Source organism: Rhizobium sp. NPDC090279 (genome assembly GCF_044769665.1).
In the GTDB taxonomy this organism is placed as follows: Bacteria; Pseudomonadota; Alphaproteobacteria; order Rhizobiales; family Rhizobiaceae; genus Rhizobium.
Window position 1 is genome coordinate 227889 of record NZ_JBIVYI010000008.1, and the last position, 20029, is coordinate 247917.

Here is a 20029-nt window from a genome sequence, read left to right on the forward strand (position 1 = left end):
TTGTCGCATAATTACGTCGGCTGCGGCATCTGGGGGTATTGGGGTCGATGGACGCAAAGAAAGACATCGCTGGGCTCTGCAAGGAAAAGGGGTTGCGCCTGACGGGGCCAAGACAGGCGATAGCCAAGGTTCTGTCCGAGGCGTCGGATCACCCGGATGCGCTCGAAATTCATCGCCGCGTGACGGCGATCGATCCCGGCATCGCCATCGCCACCGTTTACCGGACGCTGAGCATTCTTGAGGAGAATGGCATTCTCGAGCGCCATTCCTTTGGAAATGGCCCCGCACGCTTCGAAAGTGCCGATCAGGAGCATCACGATCATCTGATCAACCTGGAGACGGGCACGATCACCGAATTCCGATCCGATGAGATCGAGCGTCTCCAGGAGGAGATCGCGCGAAGGCACGGCTTCGAGATTGTTGGTCACAAGCTCGAAATCTATGTCAGGCCCTTGAAAAGCAAGCGCGGGCGGAAAAATCTTGGGTGATCAGATCCCTCGCGAATCTGCGGGTTCAGAACCCGAGATGCGCTGGGGCGGTATCCCAGCTGCCCTTCCTTATGGGCGGTTCAGAGCAATTCCGCCACAAGTGCGAAGCGGTCCCGCGTCCGGAATTGCGTGAAAACTGAGAGATGGAGCATTTCCGTGACTCCGTTTGAAATGGAAATGCTCTAGCTCGCGTCACCTACCTCAATCGATGCTGCTTTACGGGTGGCACGCACAAAGGCAAGGATGAAGGCCACGGCTAGCAGAAGCACGATGGTCGGCGCAGGCGCGCTGTCGATGAAGAAAGACAGATAGACACCGGCAAAGGAGCCGATTACCGCGATCACCATTGCCAGAATGAGCATCGTGCTGAACCTGCGGGCAAGCAGAAAGGCGATGGCTCCCGGCGCGATCAACATGGCAACCGCGAGGATGAGGCCGACCGCCTGCAGGGCTCCGACAATGGTCAGCGAGATCAGCGCCAGCAATCCATAATGCAGCAGCTTAACCCGCAGGCCGACAGCGCGCGCCTGGGCTGGATCGAACGCATGCAGGAGGAAGTCCTTCCACTTGATACCGATGACTGCTGCCGTGATCGCGGCGATGATGGCCGCCATTCCGATATCGTGCCAGGAAACGCCGAGCATGTCGCCGAACAGGATGTGATCGAGATGCACTTCGGACCGGACCTTGACATAGAGGACGAGGCCGAGGCCGAACATGCCGGAGAAGACGACGCCCATCACCGTATCCTGCTTGATACGGCTGTTGTCCTTTAGAAAGCCGGTAGCGATGGCGCAAAACATACCGGCAGCGAATGCGCCAATGGCAAACGGAATGCCGACAATGTAGGCCACGACCACGCCGGGGAAGACCGCGTGACTGATCGCGTCGCCCATCAGCGACCAGCCCTTCAGCACCAGGAAGCAGGAGAGAAGCGCCATCGGCACGGCAACGAGCATCGAGATCGCCAGCGCATTGACCATGAAGTCGAACTGTATCGGGGAGAGGATGGTGTCGATCAAGCTCATCGCCCTTCCTCCAGCGCCTGCATCGCCCGCCGGCGGGCGGCCAGCATTCCATGCTTGGGTGCGAAGAAAAATGCGATCAGGAAGATCGCCGTTTGCAGCACCACGATGATGCCGCCGGTTGCTCCGTCGAGGAAGTAGCTCGCATAGGCGCCGACGAAGCTTGTAAGCGAGCCGATGACGACGGCGATCACCAATAACCTCGGGAAGCGGTCGGTCAGCAGATAGGCCGTTGCACCGGGCGTCACCACCATGCAGATGACGAGAAAGGCGCCGACCGTTTGAAGGGCTGCGACCGTCGAGGCGGAGAGCAACGTGAAGAACATCAACTTCAGCGCGGTCGGATTGAGCCCGATGGAGCGCGCATGGCTCTCGTCGAAGAAAGTCACCATCAGGTCCTTCCATTTGACCAGCAGGATGGCGAGCGAGACGAAGCCGATGATCGCGAGCTGCAGGGTGTCGCCGGGCGTAATGGCGAGAACGTTGCCGAGAACGATCGTCTGTATGTTGACGGCCATCGGCTTCAACGACACCATGAACAGGCCGAGGGCGAAGAAGGAGGAAAAGGTCAGGCCGATGATGGCATCTTCCTTCAGCTTGGTTCGCTGGTTGAGAAAGAGCATCGCTGCGGCCGCCAGACCGCCGGAGAAGAAGGCGCCGAGAGAGAAGGGGAGCCCGAGCATGTAAGCACCTGCGACACCCGGCACGATCGCATGCGAAAGCGCGTCGCCGATGAGCGACCAGCCCTTCAGCATGAGGTAGCAGGACAGGAAGGCGCAAACGCCGCCGACAAGAGCGGAGACCCACATTGCGTTCAGCATATACTCATAGGCAAAGGGTTCGAGGATGCCGGTCATTGTTCCCGATCTCCTGCGGTGGCTTCAGCTCGTCGGCCGGCAGCCCTTCCATCTTCGAGAACTAGCGGGCGTTCGTCGTCACTCACTACATGCACCGCCGCTTTCCCGCCGTCTTTTGCTCCATTCAGCACGAAATGGCGCAGCACGCCGCCGAAGGTTTTCTCCAGGTTCTCCTGCGTGAACGTGTCGGCCGTCGGTCCATAGGCGAGGATCGTACCTTTGATGAGAATGGTACGGTCACAGAACTCCGGCACGGAGCCGAGATTGTGGGTCGAGACCAGCATCACGCGGCCTTCATCCCGTAGCTCGCGGAGGAGCTTGATGATCTGCTCTTCGGTCTTGACGTCGACGCCAGTGAAAGGCTCGTCCAGGAGGATCACGCGGCCGTCCTGCGCCAGCGCGCGGGCGAGGAAAACCCGCTTCTTCTGGCCGCCGGAAAGCTCTCCGATCTGCCGCTTGCGGAACTGGCTCATGTTGACGCGTGCAAGCGCGATTGCGACGGCTTCGTGATCCGCCGCCTTGGCAATGCGCATCATGCCCATGTGGCCGTAGCGCCCCATCATCACGACATCCTCGACCAGAACCGGAAAATTCCAGTCGACCTCCTCGGCCTGCGGCACATAGGCGACAAGGTTTCTACGCAGGGCATCCTGGATCGGCATGCCGAGCACGCGGATTTCACCCCTCGCGAGCCGGACAAAACCCATGATCGCCTTGAACAGGGTGGACTTGCCCGAACCGTTTATCCCAACCAGCGCGGCGATCGTCCCTTTCGGAATGCGAAAGCTGGTATCCCGAAGGGCCGTATGCCCGTTGCGATAGGTGACAGCGGCATCCCTGACCGTGATGCCGGAGCCCGCATCGTCGGATGCGGACGGGTCAAAGCCATTGTTGGAGGGGCTCATTGCGGCAGACCTTCGGCCAGACCCTTGGCGAGTGTCCCGGAGGTCACGCGCAGAAGGTCGAGATAGGTCGGCACCGGGCCATCGGCTTCGCTCAGCGAATCAACATAAAGCACACCGCCATAATGGGCACCCGTTTCGCGGGCCACCTGCCGGGCCGGCTTGTCCGACACCGTGCTTTCGCTGAATACGGTGGGAATCCGGCTTTTCCTGACGGTATCGACAACCTTGCGCACCTGCTGCGGCGTGCCTTGCTGGTCGGCATTGATCGGCCAGAGATAGAGTTCCTTCAGGCCGAAATCACGGGCCAGGTAAGAGAATGCCCCTTCGCTCGATACCAGCCAGCGCTTGTCTTGCGGAATCCCGTCAAGCGTTTGGCGGATAGGGGCGATCGTCGCCTTGATCTTTTCCTTATAGGCTTCGGCATTGGCCTTGTAGGTGCTCGCGTTTCCCGGGTCGTACTTGACGAAGGCGTCGCGGATATTGTCGACGTAGACGATCGCGTTCGCGGGCGACATCCACGCATGCGGATTGGGCTTGCCTTCGTAAGGGCCTTCGACGATGCCCATCGGCACTATGCCGGTCGAGACGACGACATCCGGAACGTCCTTGAGATGCCGATAGAATTTCTGGAACCAGAGTTCCAGATTGAGGCCGTTCGAGAAAATGAGCTTTGCCCCTTGCGCCCGCTGAATATCACCCGGTGTCGGCTGGTATTCGTGGATCTCCGCGCCAGGCTTGGTGATGGATTCGACGATCGCGGCATCGCCGGCAACGTTCTTCGCCATGTCAGCGATAATGGTGAACGTTGTAATCGCCTTGAATTTTTCCTGAGCCGCGACTGGGGCCGCTGCCAGTGCGACGGCAAATGCGCCTGCCATTCCGGCCAGGACAGACCGTCTCACCACATCGAACATACCTACCTCCTAATTGATAATAAGACCTATTTGCATCTGGCGATCGATCTTGGCCTTCATGCAATTGATAATGATTTGCAAAAAGGGTTGACGTCCGCGTGATTTCCCATATCGTGCAATTAAGAATGAGTTGCAAGTAAAAATCGGCAGCAGACCCCAGGCTGGAGAAATGCGATGACGGAATTGGTAAGGCAGCCGACATTGTCGGAACGGACGGATGAGCAGATTCGCGAGGTGCTTGCCGGACAGCGGCGAGGCATCCGCTCGATGCTGCTTTTTGCCGGCCCCGCGATGATCGCTTCCATCGCCTATATGGACCCCGGCAACTTTGCGACGAATATTCAGGCCGGCTCCAGCTACGGCTATTCGCTGCTATGGGTGGTGCTTATGGCCAACCTCATCGCGATGCTGTTCCAGGCGCTGTCGGCCAAGCTTGGCATCGTCACCGGCCGTAATCTCGCTGAAATATGCCACGATGAATTTTCGACGCCGGTTCGCATCGCGATGTGGATCGTCAGTGAAGTCGCCGCCATGGCAACGGACCTTGCCGAATTCCTCGGCGGCGCCATCGGTCTGTCGCTGCTCTTCCAGATGCCGCTTCTGGCGGGGATGGCGGTGACCGCCGTCGTCACCTACGGCGTCCTGCTTTTCGAAGGTCGCGGCTTCAGGCCGATGGAGCTCATCATCGGCGCACTGGTGGCGATCATCAGCCTTTGCTACGTTATCGAGATGTTCATCGCGCCGGTTGCCTGGGGACAGGTCGGCATGGGGCTGATCACCCCCTCCATGCCCGATATGACGGCGCTGACGATCTCCGTCGGCATCATCGGCGCGACCGTCATGCCGCATGCCGTCTATCTGCATTCCGGCCTGACCCAGCATCGCGCCCCGGCGCGCGATGATTCCGAGCGGCGCAAGCTGGTGCGTTTCTCGAACTGGGAATGCATCATCGCGCTGGCGGTGGCCGGTGCGGTCAACATTGCCATGGTGGTCATGGCGTCCGCCGCCTTTCACGCCGGCCATCCGGAGGTCGCCGAGATCGAGACCGCCTATCATATGCTGACGCCACTCCTCGGCGGCGCTGCGGCAGCCGTCTTCCTCGTGTCGCTCATGGCCTCGGGCATTTCGTCGTCGGCCGTCGGCACGATGGCGGGCCAGATGATCATGCAGGGCTTCGTCGGATTCCATATCCCGATCTGGGTGCGGCGTCTCGTGACGATGCTGCCGGCCTTCGTGGTCGTGCTGCTCGGCGCAAACACGACCGACGCATTGCTTTACAGCCAGGTCGTCCTATCCTTCGCGCTGCCGGTTCCGATGATCGCGCTCGTCATGTTCACGCGCAACCGCGCCATCATGGGGAATTTCGCAAACGGCCGATTGACCGATATCGCTGCGGTCGTCGGAACGATCATCATCCTGTGCTTGAACGTGGTCCTGCTTCTCCAAACGTTCGGCATTCCGATCCCCGGGCTCGGCTAAAGCCGAAGCCGGCATTGTCGGGTTACGCCTAGTAACGGCATTGTGAAATCAATTGCGTCCCTCTGGTCGTCGGAGGGGCGCAATTCATCGGCTCCTCGGTGCTTTCAAGGCACAAGCCGCTTTCCGGCCCCATCATGAAGGCCAGCTCAAGACATCACGTCACTGGGCAGGATGGACGGCAGGGCAGCGGCTCGCCGCGCTATGGCGGCGGTGCGCCGATGTGCCTGCTTCGTAACCGAAGGATTTCTTCAACCGTTGGACGCTTGCTTTCGATTTGCCGCAATCGAGTATTCTTCTGCGAGACGGTAGATATCTCCGATACAGTCGATCTTGCCGCGGAGTTCGGTGGGACTGGAGGGGATTTCAAGGCCCGTCTTATCTTCAATGAGATACAGAATTTCGATGAAATCGAACGAGTCGATGTTGAATTCTTCCAGTCTCCGTTCCGGTGTCAATTCAGCAGGCGGAACGCCGAGAAAATCCGCGATCAGGTCGCGCAGCTTGTTGGCGATAGGTGTTTGCGGTTCAGTCATTTGTCTCTCCACAAAACTGGGTTGCGGGACGCCGGTTATTCCATCGCAAGATTAAGCTGGGCTGAAATGTTGGTTGTAGAGACTCCAAGGAGTGGAAGATGCGCAGAGTAGCAATTACCGGATTGGGCGTCGTCGCCGGAACAGGCAATGGGATCGACCCGTTCTGGCGGGCGGTGAGAGATGGGCGCCATTGCTTCGGCCCGCTGGAAGGGTTCGACGAAACCCGTCTCAATATCCGGCATGGCGCTGTCGCGCGCGACTTTCAGCCGGACGAGCAGATCAATCGCAAGAAACTAGGCTATCTCGATCGCTTCGCGCAATTGGCGTTGTCGGCCGCCCACGAGGCGATAGGGGACGCCGGAATAGAGTGGACCGACACGCTCAAGCAAAACACGGGCGTCGTGACCGGTTCGACGATCGGCGGGCAGGCAACGCAGGATAATTCCTTCCTGAGGCTCTATGGTAGCGCGGCGCGGCTCGTCAACCCGGTGACCATTCCGAAAGTCATGCCTTGTGCCGCGACCGTTGCGATTTCGATGGAGTTCGGTCTGACTGGACCGTCCTATACGCTGTCGACCGCGTGCGCCTCTTCGGCACATGCGATCGGCCAGGCGTTCTGGATGGTGCGTCAGGGCACGCTCGATCTTGCCATCGCCGGGGGTAGCGAAGCGCCTTTCAGCTTCGGCTATCTGAAGGCATGGGACGCGCTGCAGGTGGTCGACCCGGAGCCTTGCCGGCCCTTTTCCGAGGACAGGCAAGGCCTGAACCTCGGCGAGGCCGGCGCGATGCTGGTGCTGGAGCCTCTTGATGCCGCTCTAGCGCGCGGCGCGAAAATCTATGCGGAAATCGTTGGTTTCGGCATGACCGCCGATGCCCATCATCTCACCCAACCGCATCTGGACGGACCCGTCAGGGCGATGCGGTCGGCCCTCAAGGATGCCGTGCTCGCGCCCGCCTCCGTCGATTATATAAATGCGCATGGTACGGGCACGCCGACGAACGATGCCATGGAATGCCGCGCCATACGCACGGTTTTTGACAGCCGGGCGGATCGGATTGCGGTCAGTTCGACAAAGGCGGTGCATGGCCACACGCTCGGCGCGGCCGGGGCGCTGGAGGCTATCGCCACGGCTCTTGCTATCAGGAACGAAACAATACCTCCGACCGCCAATTTCACCGTACGCGATCCGCAATGCGATCTCGACGTCGTGCCCAACACGGCTCGCTCAAAGCCGATCCGCGTGGCATTGAGCAATTCCTTTGCTTTCGGCGGATTGAATGCGGTACTGGCTTTCACGCGCCACGACATCTAACTCCATTGGAGACTGGTTCAGGTGAAAATGCCAGATCTGCAGGAGGCATGGAGATGTGACGCCGCGCCACATGCGCGGCGCATCAATCAAGCAACGAGCCCGACAGCAAGTACAATCCATTCAAAATCGATAGCAGGAATTTCATGGCCGGCGTGACCCGCATCTACCGCTATCTGCTTGCCCTGCTGGCTCTATCGGGCATCGCCGTCTCATATGTCGCCATCATACCCGGCGCGCATGTCTCGCGGCTGACGATGACGGCGAATTTCTTCAGCTATTTCACCATCCAGTCCAATCTCCTGCTGGCTCTTGCACTGCTCTGGGCGGAAACCGCGCCGTTCTCCGCCGTCGGCCGCTGGGCGAACAAGCCGTCAACACGAAGCGCCCTTCTCATTTACGTCGGAGTTGCAGGCATCGTCTATGTCCTGGTGCTGAGAGACGCATGGCATCCGCGCGGTTGGCAACTGCACGGTGACCAGATACTCCACTACTGTGTGCCGGTGCTTTATGCCCTGGACTGGATTTTTCTGAGCGAACGCGGAAAGCTTTCCTGGCGCGATGCGCTCTGGTGGCTGGCTTTTCCCGCAGCTTACTCCGCCTACACCCTTGTGCATGGGTATGTCTCTCGCTTCTACCCTTACCCATTTCTGAATGTCGGCGATATTGGTCTTGAAGCCGTCCTGCTGAATATGGCGCTGCTCGCCTCCGCCTTCCTGGTTCTCGGGGGAGTGCTGGCTTTCCTCGATCGCGTGGGCGCCAGGCAATGGGCCCTTCGACGCGGATAGGCTGCAGGACGCCCAATGCTGTTGCCAGGGGGAATGCGATCTCTCGCGGATCGAAGCGAACCGCGACCCCCTTGGAGGTCGCGGCCATCTCATGTTCGAACCACTACAGGCTTGGCAACAGCCCGCCATCGACCCTGACCGTGGTGCCGGTGATGTAGGAGGCGCGGTCGCTGGCGAGAAAGGCGATCGTGTCGGCATACTCCTCCGGACGTCCATATCGGCCGACGGGAATGGAGGCGACACTCTCCGCCGCTACCGCTTCCACGGTGCGGCCCTCACGCTTGGCCTTCTGTTCATCGAGGAAGCGAATACGGTCCGTGGCGATGCGGCCGGGGACGATGATGTTGCTCGTAATGCCGTCGGCGGCAACTTCGCGCGCCAGTGTCTTCGACCAGCCGACGAGCGACAGCCTGAGGGCATTCGACAGGCCGAGATTGGGAATGGGAGCCACGACACCCGAAGATGTGCTCGTGACCAGCCGCCCCAATTTGCGGCCCGCATGCCCGGCAGGAGCCGATCGGCCGTCGCGATGATCGAAACGATCATCATGTCGAAGAAGCTGCGCCAGGCCTCGGGGCTTTGGCCCGAAACCGGAGTGGGCGGCGGGCCCCCGGTGAAGCTGACGAGGATGAGCGGCGGCCCAAAACGCTTCTCCGCCTCGGCGACATGCGCGTCGATGGAGGCGATGTCGGAAAGGTCCCAGACGATCCCATGTGCCGTTCCGCCGGCATCGCCTATCACCCGTTCGGACGCCTTGACCGCGACGGGATCGATGTCGGCGATGACAACAGGCGCACCTTCCCGCGCCAGCGCGAGCGCGGCAGCCTTGCCCAATCCGCCACCGCCGCCGAGTATCAGCGCAGGCCGTCCCTTCAACCCCAGATCCATAATATGCCTCCCCGTTCAAGCGATGGCCGCGCGGCGGTCGACACGCGCGAGCCGCGACAGCAGATATTCGATTTCGGCCTTCGCCGTCGCAGTCAGGCCGCCTGCCGGAGAGCGTTGTGCGTCCGAGGCGATCAGGCCGCGCCGCGCCATCACATATTTGCGCACGGCAAGCCCGACGCCCTGCTGCTGCTCGTAGCGCAGGAGCGGCAGATGTGCGTCGAAGAGATCGTGCGCCTTGTCGCGCTCGCCTGCCTGGGCGAGGCGCACCGTATCGACGAGCATGTCCGGAAACGCATAGCCGGTCATGGCGCCATCGGCCCCGCGCTCCGTTTCGAAATCGAGGAACAGCCCGCCATTGCCGCAGAGGATGGAAACGCGGCGCAGCGAACCCTCGGCCTCCCACCGGCGAAGCGTCGATATCTTCTCCAGGCCGGGCCAGTCCTCATGCTTGACTATGACGCAGGAAGGGTTGTCCGTGATGATCCGCTTCAAGACGCCAGGCGTCATGACGACGGTAAAGTTAAGGGGATAGTCCTGGATGACGAAAGGAATGTCGCTGCCGATCGCTTCGACCGCCTGGCGATAATAGGTGACGATCTGGTCGTCGGTCCGAAGCGTGTTCGGCGGCGCGATCATGACGCCGGCTGCCCCGCGCTCCATCACCGCCTGCGCCAGGCTGCGCATGGCGGCAAAACCAGGCGCCGAAACGCCGACGATCACGGGAAGGGACGGTGTGCGCTTGATGAAGCGCGTCGCGATCTCAAGTGCTTCCGCCCCGTCGAGCTTCGGCGCCTCGCCCATCACGCCGAGCACGGTCAGGCCGGTGCTGCCGCATTCCACATAGAAATCGGTCAATCGGTCGATGGAGGCAAAATCGATCTCGCCATTCTGTTCAAAGGGGGTCGGCGCGATCGGGTAAACCCCTTTTGCGGTAGGCTGCAGCAACATGGAGGACCTCCGTTCAGACGATAGACCTTGAATAGCCCATGGCAATATCAGGATAAACCATGATAATACCGTCATCAGAAAACGGAATTTCCGTTGACTTGAGCGATGAGTGATCATGAACATCCGCTTTATGCGTACCTTCTGCAGCGTGGCCGAGAAGGGCTCCATGGCTGCCGCCGCGCGCGCCCTCGGTCTGGCGAACGCCTCCGTGGCGGAGCAGATCCGCGCCCTGGAACAGGAGCTCGGTACCGCGCTCACGCTGCGGCGTGGCCAGACGGTTGCGCTCACCGATGCGGGCCAGGCGGTTCTTCCCACCATGCGCAGCATCGTGGCCCAGGCGGAGGATCTGTCGCTGATCGCGCAAGCCGGCGCGCTTCGCGGGCGATTGCGGGTCGGCTCGATCTCGACGGTTTTGACGTCGCTGATCCCCGACACGCTGCGCCGGCTTGCGCTGCTGCATCCGGAGATCGACCTGAAGGTCGTGCCTGGTACGTCCATGGGTCTGCTTGCCCTGCTCGAGGCCGAAGAGATCGACTGTGCCTTGAGCGTCAAGCCGCCTTTCTCGCTACCGAAGAGCCTAAGCTGGCAGCCGGTTCGTGCCGAGCCGCTCGTGCTCGTCGCTCCCGACGATTTGTCGAAACAGACGATCGCCGCCAGCATCCGTTCCGCGCCATTCATCCGCATGGACCGCAACGCATGGACCGGGATGATCGTCAATCGCTATCTCTTGAGCCGCCGCATTCCGGTGCGCGAACTCTTCGAGCTCGATGCACCCGAGACCATCGTGGCGCTCGTTGCCGAAGGCCTTGGCGTTTCTCTTTTGCCGGATTGGGGCATCGTTTCGCCTCCCGGCGGCAAACTCGCGATCCGGCCGGTCAAGGATCAGCGCTTCGACCGGGAGATCGGCCTGATCGGCCGGCGAAGCGCGGCCTCGACCCTGATCGGCGCATTTGCGAGCGTGTTGATGGGCAGGTCGGAGGCTTGAGCTGAGGTCCCAGGGAGTGCTCAAGGGTTAGTCTGGAGCTTCCGGGCGGCGTCCTCAAACGGAGGTTTCCGTCCAGAACGCCGCCGCCCATGTCATCGGGCAAAGCGCACGCACATCGGCGTGCCGATCTCGATTGCCTTGCCGGTGTCCGTGAGCGCACCGCTATGGGGATCGCGCTCAAAGATCGCGATACGGTCGGCGTCCTGGTTGGCGCTGAACAGATGCCGGCCGGAGGGGGTGATCGCCAGGTTGCGCGGCGTGGCGCCGCCGCACGGAAAGAAGCCGGTCAGCGAGAGCGTGCCGCGTGCGGGATCTGTTTCGAAGACCACAATGCTGTCATCCCCTCGATTGCCGCCGTAAAGGAAGCGCCCGTCCGGCGAAATCTGGAGGTCGGAGCAATGGTTCTCCACGGTGAGATCGCCCGGTACAGCGGGTTTGGCATCGATTGATGTCAGCCGACCGTTCTGGCCATCAATCGCATAGCTCGCGACGGTCGAGTTCAGCTCGTTGATGGCGTAGAGAAACCGGCCGTTCGGGTTGAGGGCGATATGACGCGGCCCGGCGCCGGGCGCCGTCTTCGCCACCGAAAGCAGCTGCAGCTCGCCGGCATCGCCGAGGCGGTAAGAAACGAGGCTGTCGCTGCCGAGATCGGCGACGATCAGGATGTTGCCGGGAAGCTCGGTGACGCTATGGGCGTGGCTGCGTTCCTGGCGGGCTTTATCCGGTCCCGTTCCGGCTAGTGCGATGCTCGATTGCGGCGGCGCCAGACCGCCGTCGTCGCGCAGATCATAGGCAACGACCGATTGGTCCGGGCCGCCGTTTCCCATGCCGTAATTGGCAACGAAGAGCCTGCGATTGTCGCGGCTGACGGCGTTGTGGGCGGTGATGCTGCCGAGCGTGGGTTGAATGTTGATATAGTTTAGCGAACGCTCCTGGCGATCGAAGCGGAAGGCCGTGACCAGACCTTCCTTCCAGCCGAAGATTTCAGAATTGGCATAGACATGGCTGCCATCGGTACTGACGGAGAGGAATGTCGGGTTCTCGATCTCGGTTGCTGCGGCGAGTTTTTCGATCTCCAATGTATCTTCGTCGAAGCTGTAGACGAGCAACCCGCTGCCGTTTGCGTTGCGGAAATAGGGTGCAGACCTGTTCAGCGTGCCGACGAAAGTCAGATATTTCGAACCCATTGCAATTCCTCCCTCATGTTTCTGTAGCGACGATGGATCATTCTCGCGCAGCCGCCTCTTGCAAGAGGTTGTGGCCAGAAAATCCATTGCTCCTCCTGAGCGTCACCTATCAACGCTTCCTAACAGATCACGGCGCCGCTTGCAAAATTGATCCATATGTGAAAAGTTTATTTACATAAGAAGATTTTTAGGAGGCGTCATACGCGCCTGGTCGCCGGTCCGGATCGCCAGCCGGTGCACATCCAGGACGGCAGATGCAAAGCGTTCGGCCGGGAAATTTGGCAAGGCGTCGATTTGGATTGAGAATGCCGGCGGGGAGAGCCGGCCAATGGGAGGAGAGATTGATGAAGACGTGGATGGGCGGCCTTCTGGTCGCAACGGCGGCACTGTCGATGACGGTACAGGCTCACGCCGAAGATGTTTCAAGCGTCATCAAGGGTCTGCCGGATACTTTGAAGGCGCAGTATGATGGCGCACCGCAAAAAATCCTGCCGTCCGCCTGGGACAACTGGACCCCGCCGCCGAAGCCCTGGAAGTGGTGCCATTCGGAATCATACCAGGGCAACCCCTGGCGCGTAACGGTCACCAAGGAGCTGAAGCGTCTCGTCGACGGACTGATCGCGGATGGCACCGTTTCGAGCTTCGAAGTCTCCGACAGCAACAACGACGTCAGCCAGCAGATTAACCAGATCCGCGCCTTCATCGACGAGAAATGCACCGTCATCACTTCGATTCCGGGCTCGGCCACGGCGCTCAACGATGCGATCGATGCGGCTGCCAAGGCCGGTATCCCGTTCATCACGGCCGCTGGTTCCGTCACCAGCCCGAACGCCATCAACGTCGATTCCAACTATGCCCGCTGGGGCTACGACATGATGTCGGCGATCAACAAGGCACTGCCGAGTGGCGGCAACGTGCTGATGGTCGAGGGTATTGCCGGCCATCCGATCGTTGCGCAGGAGCGGCAGGGCGCCGACAAGGCGCTGGCGGAGGACAAGAAGCTGAAGGTCGCCCGCAGCGTCAACGGTAACTGGACGGCCAATGTCACCAAGACGGTCGTGCTGCAGGCGATCGCCACCAACCCGGCGAAGATCGACGCCGTATGGTCGACGGGCAGTGAAAGCCGCGTCATCGCCGAGGATTTTGCCCAGGCGCATCGACCGGCACCGCTGATCACCGGTTCGCTGACCGGCGACGCACTCGGCTACTGGAAGGCCAATCCGGACAAGTACCGCTTCGAGGGCCATGCGCTGCTGCCGCACTGGACCGCACAGACGCTCTATCGTGTCGCGGCCCGGATGCTGGACGGCCAGAAGCCGAAGCTCAACACGCTGATGATCCCGATCCCGGCCGTGCACGAGGCCGATCTCGGCAAATGGTACAAGAGCTGCATGACGCCGGACGCTGTCTCGATCTTCCCGGTTCCGCCGACCGATCCGATGCCTGAGGACTTGATGAACGCCTATTTCACCGGCGCAAAGCCGACGATCGGCTGGGACTATTCCAAGACGCCGGACCCTTGCTCCAAGTGATATGATGCCTGTCGGATCGCGGCCTTGAGGCCGCGATCCCCACCAGTTCAAGAGTACGACATGCTGGATATCGAAAACGTCTCCAAGCGCTACGGCGAGACCATCGCGCTGTCTGGAGCCTCCATCGCCTTCAAGGCGCGCACGGTTCACACCATCCTCGGCGAAAACGGCTCGGGCAAGAGCACGATGGTGAAGCTGTTGTCCGGCATCGTCCAGCCGGATGGCGGGGCGATCCATCTCGACGGCCGCCCTTTTTCCGGCCACACGCCGGCGGCTTTCCAGGCGGCTGGCTTTGCAACGGTTTTTCAGGAAGTGCTGATCGCGCCGGATCGCACCGTCACCGACAACATCCTGCTGGGGCTCGATGGCCTATGGACACGCCGCATTCCCCGTGCCGAGCGCCGCGCGACGGCGGAAGCGGCGCTGAGACGTTTCGCCATTACCGAAGTGCCGCTCGATGCACCGGCTGGCTCGCTGCCGCTTGCCGTGCAGCAGCTGATCGTGCTTGCCCGTGCCGTCGTCCGTCGTCCACGCGTCCTGATCCTCGACGAAGTTACCGCGGCGCTCGATTATGCCGACCGGGAATCCGTCTTCCGGATGATGCGGGAACTCGCCAAGGAAGGCTCGCTATTGCTGTTCATCACCCACCGCATGGACGAGGTCATGTCGCTCTCGGACCGCATTTCCATCCTGCGTGGCGGCAAGGTCGTGAAGACGGAAGATTGCGGCGCCTCGACGCCCGCCGAACTCCTGAAAGCGATGGCGCCGCAGACAGCAGCGGAGCTTGCCCATGCCTGAGGCTTTGACGCTCGAAACCAAGGCGCTCGTCATCAAAAGGGATGCCAGGCCGATTTCACAGCTCATCCGCCCCGGCGAGATCGTCGGGCTTGCCGGCCTCGACGGTCACGGCCAGGAGCGCTTCCTCGAAACCCTGGCGGGCCTGAAGGCGCCCGTTGACGGCGACGTCTATCTCGAGCGCGGCGGCGGCCGGACCCGTGTTTCCGGTTTCCGCAAGGCGGTTGCCCATGGGATTGCCTACTTGCCGCGCGACCGGCGGGCAACCGGCATCTTCCCGACGCAATCCGTGCTCGACAATTTTGCGATCTCGACGGTCGGCCGGGACGCACTCTTTGGGTTGCTCAGCTTCAAGAGGCGCCGTCGTCGCTACGAAGCCTATCGCGAACGGCTGTCGATCCTGGCACCGAAGCCGGAGGCGGCGATCACCACGCTTTCGGGCGGCAACCAGCAGAAGGTGCTGCTTGCACGGGCATTAGCGCTGGAGCCCGGCGTGCTTTTGCTCAACGATCCCACCCGCGGTGTCGATGTGGCGACGCGTCATGTGCTTTACGACGTCTTTCGCGAACTGGCGCGCGAAGGCATGACGCTCGTCATTCTCTCCAGCGAGATCGAGGAGATCCTGCTCTTGTGCAATCGCGTCCTGGTATTCCGTGAAAATGAGGTGGCGGCCGAGATGACGGGGGAGGCGATGACGACCGGCAATGTCATCGCGGCGATGTTCGGGCGGGCGGCATGACCATGGCCTTCTCTTCGAAACTTGCGAGCGTCTTGCGCAGCGGCGGTTTTGCCTTGGTGCTGCTCGTCGTGCTGCTCGTATTCAACATTTTCCTCAATCCGGCCCGTTTTGCACCTGCGGCCTGGGGCACCTTGATCGGACTTGCCGCGCCGCTGATCGGGGCCGCACTCGCCTCGGCGCCCGTCATTCTCGCCGGGCGCGGCGGCATCGACATTTCCGTCGGGCCGCTGATGGGCTTCGTCAACGCGATCGTCATTCAGGCCCTGTTCCTGTCGAGCGGCATAAGCTCGCCATTCATTCTGATCCCGGCCGCCCTTGCCATCGGCGCGGCTGTCGGCGCGATCAACGGCTTCATGGCGACCGTCATCCGCATCCAGCCGATCGTCGCCACCCTCGGCACATATCTCGTCCTGACCGGCATCACCCTCGTCATCCTGCCGGCTCCGGTCGGGCCTGCGCCGGACTGGTTGAAAACGCTGTCAGGCACCTATTCCATCGTGCCGCTGCTCGCCATCGCAATCGCCTGGTGGTCGATCCGCCGGCTGCCCTATTACGATCTCTTGATGGCGATCGGCAGCGATGACCGCGCCGCCTATACTGCCGGTGTCGACGTCACGCGCGTCCGCTTCGTCGCCTATGTCATAACAGGTGTTTTCGCCGGCATCGCCGGGTTGATGCTGACGGCGCTGATCGGCTCGGCCGATCCGAACATCGGCCAGACCTATACTTTGATCGCGGTCGCCGCGGTGGCGCTCGGCGGCGTCAGCCTGGCGGGCGGACGCGGTGGGCTGACGGGTGCGGCAATCGGCGCGATCGATATCTTCCTGCTGCAGAGCGTACTGACCTCGTTCAACGTCTCCACCTATGTGCTGCAGATCGCTTATGGCGCGATCCTGGTCGTGGCCGTCATCCTGACGGCCGTGCAGGAGCGCGCGGTCAAGAGGAGGGCCGCATGATCCGCCTGAAAGGCTTCCTGGCGAGCACCAGCGGCCGCGTCATCGTTGCATTCCTCATCGCACTGGGCCTGCACCTCTTAGGCACTGTACTGATCGACGGCTATTCCTCCTCCTTCTCGATCCGGGCCATGCTGGTAATCGCCTCGCTGCTGGCGGTCGCCTGCGTCGGCCAGACGCTCGTCGTCGTCCTCGGCGGCATCGATCTGTCGATCCCCTTCGTCATCGGCTTTGCCAATGTCGTGGCGGCGCAGCTCTATGGCGAGCAATGGAATTTCGGCCTCGTCTGCCTGCTCGTTGCGGTCATCGCCATCCTGATCGGCGCCTTCAATGGCTATGTCTCGCGCAAGCTCGACATCCATCCGCTGATTGTCACCCTCGGGACGGGCATGGTCGTGCAGGGCGCCGTGCTGCTCTGGACTGCGGGCTTTCCGTCCGGTTCGGCGCCGCAGGTCGTCTCCGATTTCGTCTCGATCGGCGGATCGGTCGGCCCGCTGCCGTTCCCATGGATCGTGCCTTGCCTCGCCGTGTTGGCGCTCGCCGTCATGGCGCTGATGGCGCGCTCGCCCTACGGCCGTCGGCTCTATGCGCTTGGCAGCAATCCGGGCGCCGCACCGATGGCGCTGATCGATCCGGTGCGCATGTGGGCCGTGACCTTCGCGATCTCGGCCTTCTTTGCCGCCGTTGCCGGCGTCTTGCTGCTCGGTTTTACCGGCTCGGCCTATGGCGATGTCGGCCAGCCTTATCTCTTCCAGACGATCGCCGCCGTCGTTGTCGGCGGCGCGGCACTGGTCGGCGGGCGCGGCAGCTATCTCGGCACCATCGCCGGCGTCTTGGTTCTGACCGAGGTCAACACGCTGCTGATCGGCCTTGGTTTTCAGCCCTCGGCGGTACAGGCCGCCCTCGGCTTCATCATCGTCGTGCTGGTCTCCATCTACGGACGCGAGCGGCATGTGAGCGCCACGATCTGAGGCGGCGGCTCGACGCTCGAGCCGCCTTTCGGTCTGCAGCAGACTCAGATGATCGCCGGCGCTGTCGCAGCTGGTCTGCGAATACCCGCCTGTTCGAGCAGCGGCAGGACCTGGTCGTGGAAATAAGGGAACTCGGCATTGTAATCGACAAAGGACAGGGTCGTGCCGCCGAACCCAGCCCGATGCAGGGCAAGCAAACCCTCGGCAACTTGCTCGGGCGTACCGACGAGCGGAAAGCCGCCATGTCCCGCCGCCATCCGGTCGCGGATCAGGGCCAGCAGATCATGCGGGAAGGATTGGGCATGCGCGAATTGCAGGCGCACCAGATTGTCGACGGCCTCCCAATCGGCATTGTCTTTGCCAAAGTGTTGCAGATAGTCCCGCGCCTCCTTCTCGGTCGGCCGGCAGACGACATGGGCGAAGGTGAGGACACCCAGATTGCGGCCGGCGGCCTTGCCTTGCTCTTTCAGTTCGGCGATCTCAGCCGTCGAGCGGTTCAGGTCAATGGCCGGCGTAAACAGAAAGTCCGCATTGCGCACGGCAAAGGCGCGGCCCTGGCCGGAGCCTGCCGCATTGAGGATGGGCGCGTGGCGCTGGGGACGGGGATCGCCGAGCACATTCTTCAGATGAAAGAACCGTCCGTCATAGTCGAAAGCCTGATCCCGCTCCCACAGGCTCTTGACAACATCGAACCATTCCTCGGCATAGGCATAGCGGCTTTCATGATCGGCCGGAAGATCGAGCCCCAGTGCTTCATATTCCGGCTGGTTCCAGCCTGCCACGATGTTGAGGCCGATGCGGCCCCGGCTGATCTGATCGATCGTCGCCATCTGCTTGGCGACGACGACCGGATGATTAGCGGCCGTGTGGATGGTGGCAAAGACGTTGATGTTGGTCGTGCTGGCAAGTAGGCCCGCTGCCCAGGTCATCGTTTCCAGCACGTTGCCGTGAAAATTGGTCTCGCCGCCATACCCTATCCATCGGGCAATCGGCAGCATGAAATCGATGCCTGCCTCATCCAGTAGCCTTGCCAGCTTCAGATTGTTGTCCCAGGAATTGTTCCAGCGCTCCCCGACTTTGGTGACGCTCATGCCGCTGGAGCAATTGCTGGCGAAAGTGCCAAGCAAAAATTGCCCTGCGGCGAACATGGAGTTCTCCGACATTTCGTTCCCTTTATTTTTTGATATAATTTACGATAGAAATTCTATTTGAAACTTGAAATTTGTCAACGCTCGCCGCCTCGGCGTCATTTCAAGCATCTTGAAAAGGAAACATATGAGCACCGAAGCCGACGACCAGAAAGCCCAGCTGCAGGGCCTCGATCGAAGCTGGCACCTGGCGAAAACGCCTTTGCAGGTGGAGCTGACCGAGCTGGAATTCGCCCTCATGCGGGCGTTCGAAGCCTTCGGGCGCTGGCAGACCGAATGCCTGGCGTCGGTCACGGGGCTTGCGGCGAGCGGTCCGGAAAATGCCATGCTGCACATCATCCGCATGCACGATCGGCCAAAATCCATCAAGGATCTCGCCCGTCTCGCCAATCGGGAAGACATCCCCAACATGCAGTACAGCCTGAGAAAGCTGGTCGGCGCAGGATTGGTGGAAAGGAAAGGCAGCGGTCGTTCCGGCGTCACCTATTCGGTGACGGACAAGGGCAGAGACGTTACGGATCAATATGCCGCCGTGCGTGCGGCTCTTCTCGTCAAAGCCGTGCAGACCGTACCGAACATGGGACGGCGCCTGGAAGAGGCGGCCAGCACGCTCGACCTCATGACCGGCATCTATGAGCATGTCGCGAGGAGTGCGGCGACCCATCGCCGGTTTCCGGAGGAGTAGTCTTCCGCTCCCATTGCTTCTCCTTTATAGCTCCCGGTCCCGCAATGTCAGGCAGGAGAATGATCATGAACGCGAATGACGTCGCCGCTCATTGGGAAAGCAATGCCGAAACCTGGACTATCTACAGCCGCGCGGGCTACGACAGGTATCGTGACGCCCTGAACACGCCCGCTTTTCTCGACATGCTGCCGCCGGTCGCCGGCCTGAAGGGGCTTGACCTCGGTTGCGGCGAGGGCAGCAACACCCGGGCTGTTGCGCGCCTGGGTGCGCACATGACCGGACTTGATATCGCCCCGACCTTCGTCAGACATGCCCATGAGATGGAGATGCAAGATCCGCTCGGCATTGACTATATCCTGGGGGACGGGCAGTTCATCGACTTTCCCGACGCGAGTTTCGATTTTGTCACCGCCTTCATGTCGATGATGGACATGGCTGACCAGCAAGGGGTGCTTAAGGGAGTTCAACGCGTCCTCAAGCCCGGAGGCTTTCTGCAGTTTTCTATTCTGCATCCCTGCTTCGTGCCGCCGACTCGCAAGAACGTCCGTAATGAGGCGGGCGAGCCGATAGCCGTGCAAATTGCTGATTATTTTGACGAAGCCACCGGTCGGATCGAGCGCTGGCTCTTTTCCACGATTCCGGCCGAGGAACGCGCGCGGCTGACGCCCTTCTCGATCCCTCGCTTCCATAGGACGCTCACAAGCTGGGTCTCGATGATCGTTGGCGCAGGCCTTGCCATCGAGGCATTCGGAGAGCCGATGGCAAGCAGCGAAGTGGCATTGGCCGAACCGGTCGTCGCTGATACCCGCATTGCCCCGATCTTCCTGCACATCCGGGCGCGCAAGCCCTGATGTGCAGGAGGTTTTCCTTGCGGGTGCTCGCTTTATCTTCTGACGAAG

General features: G+C 61.3%; 20 protein-coding genes and 1 pseudogene. 12 read left to right on the forward strand and 9 right to left on the reverse strand.

Translation table 11 applies throughout. The features are described 5' to 3' along the window. The first annotated feature begins 47 nt into the window (after positions 1–47). Entirely contained in the window at positions 48–488 is a 441-nt protein-coding gene (locus ACIQWP_RS21010) for a Fur family transcriptional regulator (RefSeq protein WP_402791556.1), read from the forward strand. 182 nt (positions 489–670) lie between these two features. On the opposite strand, the gene ACIQWP_RS21015 is transcribed toward ACIQWP_RS21010, so the two are convergent. From ACIQWP_RS21015 to ACIQWP_RS21030, 4 genes are read right to left on the reverse strand one after another with little or no spacing between them, the layout of a single operon-like run. Further along, positions 671–1516, reverse strand: a complete 846-nt coding sequence (locus ACIQWP_RS21015; RefSeq protein WP_402791559.1) for a metal ABC transporter permease — start codon at positions 1514–1516, stop codon at positions 671–673. Next, the gene (sitC, locus tag ACIQWP_RS21020; RefSeq protein WP_402791562.1) at positions 1513–2370 is read right to left on the reverse strand and encodes an iron/manganese ABC transporter permease subunit SitC; all 858 of its coding nucleotides are present in this window, start codon (positions 2368–2370) and stop codon (positions 1513–1515) included. Before sitC ends, ACIQWP_RS21015 begins: the two co-directional genes overlap by 4 nt. Continuing rightward, on the reverse strand, positions 2367–3275 hold the full coding sequence (locus tag ACIQWP_RS21025; protein ID WP_402791565.1) for a manganese/iron ABC transporter ATP-binding protein: 909 nt from the start codon (positions 3273–3275) through the stop codon (positions 2367–2369). Before ACIQWP_RS21025 ends, sitC begins: the two co-directional genes overlap by 4 nt. Next, the gene (locus ACIQWP_RS21030; RefSeq protein WP_402791568.1) at positions 3272–4189 is read right to left on the reverse strand and encodes a metal ABC transporter substrate-binding protein; all 918 of its coding nucleotides are present in this window, start codon (positions 4187–4189) and stop codon (positions 3272–3274) included. The genes ACIQWP_RS21025 and ACIQWP_RS21030 overlap by 4 nt, the downstream gene beginning before the upstream one ends. A gap of 174 nt (positions 4190–4363) precedes the next feature. On the opposite strand from ACIQWP_RS21030, the gene ACIQWP_RS21035 reads away from it, so the two are divergent. Further along, on the forward strand, positions 4364–5668 hold the full coding sequence (locus ACIQWP_RS21035; protein WP_402791571.1) for an Nramp family divalent metal transporter: 1305 nt from the start codon (positions 4364–4366) through the stop codon (positions 5666–5668). 248 nt (positions 5669–5916) lie between these two features. On the opposite strand, the gene ACIQWP_RS21040 is transcribed toward ACIQWP_RS21035, so the two are convergent. Then, positions 5917–6201, reverse strand: coding sequence for an acyl carrier protein (locus ACIQWP_RS21040; protein WP_402791574.1), 285 nt, complete (start codon positions 6199–6201; stop codon positions 5917–5919). Positions 6202–6299: 98 nt separating this feature from the next. On the opposite strand from ACIQWP_RS21040, the gene ACIQWP_RS21045 reads away from it, so the two are divergent. Both ACIQWP_RS21045 and ACIQWP_RS21050 read left to right on the forward strand, forming a co-directional pair. Beyond that, complete coding sequence (locus ACIQWP_RS21045) at positions 6300–7514, forward strand: beta-ketoacyl-[acyl-carrier-protein] synthase family protein (protein WP_402791577.1); 1215 nt, start codon at positions 6300–6302, stop codon at positions 7512–7514. Positions 7515–7657: 143 nt separating this feature from the next. After that, positions 7658–8299, forward strand: coding sequence for a Pr6Pr family membrane protein (locus ACIQWP_RS21050; protein ID WP_402791580.1), 642 nt, complete (start codon positions 7658–7660; stop codon positions 8297–8299). A 103-nt stretch (positions 8300–8402) separates the two neighbouring features. Here ACIQWP_RS21050 and ACIQWP_RS21055 read toward each other — a convergent pair. Continuing rightward, positions 8403–9187: pseudogene (locus tag ACIQWP_RS21055) on the reverse strand (SDR family oxidoreductase). A 15-nt stretch (positions 9188–9202) separates the two neighbouring features. Beyond that, positions 9203–10135 (reverse strand): dihydrodipicolinate synthase family protein, encoded by a 933-nt coding sequence (locus tag ACIQWP_RS21060; protein ID WP_402791583.1) that lies wholly within the window; start codon positions 10133–10135, stop codon positions 9203–9205. 115 nt (positions 10136–10250) lie between these two features. Here ACIQWP_RS21060 and ACIQWP_RS21065 point away from each other — a divergent pair, with 115 nt between their 5' ends. Beyond that, entirely contained in the window at positions 10251–11120 is an 870-nt protein-coding gene (locus tag ACIQWP_RS21065; RefSeq protein ID WP_402791586.1) for a LysR substrate-binding domain-containing protein, read from the forward strand. Between the two features lie 92 nt (positions 11121–11212). Here the strand turns inward: ACIQWP_RS21065 and ACIQWP_RS21070 are convergent, their stop codons facing one another. Beyond that, the gene (locus ACIQWP_RS21070) at positions 11213–12307 is read right to left on the reverse strand and encodes a lactonase family protein (RefSeq protein WP_402791589.1); all 1095 of its coding nucleotides are present in this window, start codon (positions 12305–12307) and stop codon (positions 11213–11215) included. Positions 12308–12651: 344 nt separating this feature from the next. Between ACIQWP_RS21070 and ACIQWP_RS21075 the strand changes: the two genes are divergently transcribed. The 5 genes from ACIQWP_RS21075 to ACIQWP_RS21095 are packed head-to-tail and all read left to right on the forward strand — an operon-like array spanning position 12652 to position 17297. Next, positions 12652–13839: an ABC transporter substrate-binding protein gene (locus tag ACIQWP_RS21075; protein WP_402791592.1), complete on the forward strand. Its 1188-nt coding sequence runs from the start codon at positions 12652–12654 to the stop codon at positions 13837–13839. Positions 13840–13899: 60 nt separating this feature from the next. Then, on the forward strand, positions 13900–14637 hold the full coding sequence (locus tag ACIQWP_RS21080; RefSeq protein WP_402791594.1) for an ATP-binding cassette domain-containing protein: 738 nt from the start codon (positions 13900–13902) through the stop codon (positions 14635–14637). Next, on the forward strand, positions 14630–15373 hold the full coding sequence (locus ACIQWP_RS21085) for an ATP-binding cassette domain-containing protein (protein WP_402791596.1): 744 nt from the start codon (positions 14630–14632) through the stop codon (positions 15371–15373). Before ACIQWP_RS21080 ends, ACIQWP_RS21085 begins: the two co-directional genes overlap by 8 nt. 2 nt (positions 15374–15375) lie before the next feature. Beyond that, positions 15376–16329, forward strand: a complete 954-nt coding sequence (locus ACIQWP_RS21090) for an ABC transporter permease (protein WP_402792081.1) — start codon at positions 15376–15378, stop codon at positions 16327–16329. Then, positions 16326–17297 (forward strand): ABC transporter permease, encoded by a 972-nt coding sequence (locus tag ACIQWP_RS21095; protein WP_402791599.1) that lies wholly within the window; start codon positions 16326–16328, stop codon positions 17295–17297. The genes ACIQWP_RS21090 and ACIQWP_RS21095 overlap by 4 nt, the downstream gene beginning before the upstream one ends. 44 nt (positions 17298–17341) lie before the next feature. On the opposite strand, the gene ACIQWP_RS21100 is transcribed toward ACIQWP_RS21095, so the two are convergent. Then, positions 17342–18460 carry an LLM class flavin-dependent oxidoreductase gene (locus ACIQWP_RS21100; RefSeq protein WP_402791602.1) on the reverse strand — a complete coding sequence of 373 codons (1119 nt, stop codon included), beginning with the start codon at positions 18458–18460 and terminating at the stop codon, positions 17342–17344. Positions 18461–18572: 112 nt separating this feature from the next. Here ACIQWP_RS21100 and ACIQWP_RS21105 point away from each other — a divergent pair, with 112 nt between their 5' ends. Continuing rightward, on the forward strand, positions 18573–19130 hold the full coding sequence (locus ACIQWP_RS21105) for a winged helix DNA-binding protein (RefSeq protein ID WP_402791605.1): 558 nt from the start codon (positions 18573–18575) through the stop codon (positions 19128–19130). A 65-nt stretch (positions 19131–19195) separates the two neighbouring features. Next, complete coding sequence (locus ACIQWP_RS21110; protein ID WP_402791608.1) at positions 19196–19981, forward strand: class I SAM-dependent methyltransferase; 786 nt, start codon at positions 19196–19198, stop codon at positions 19979–19981. Positions 19982–20029: the final 48 nt, after the last annotated feature.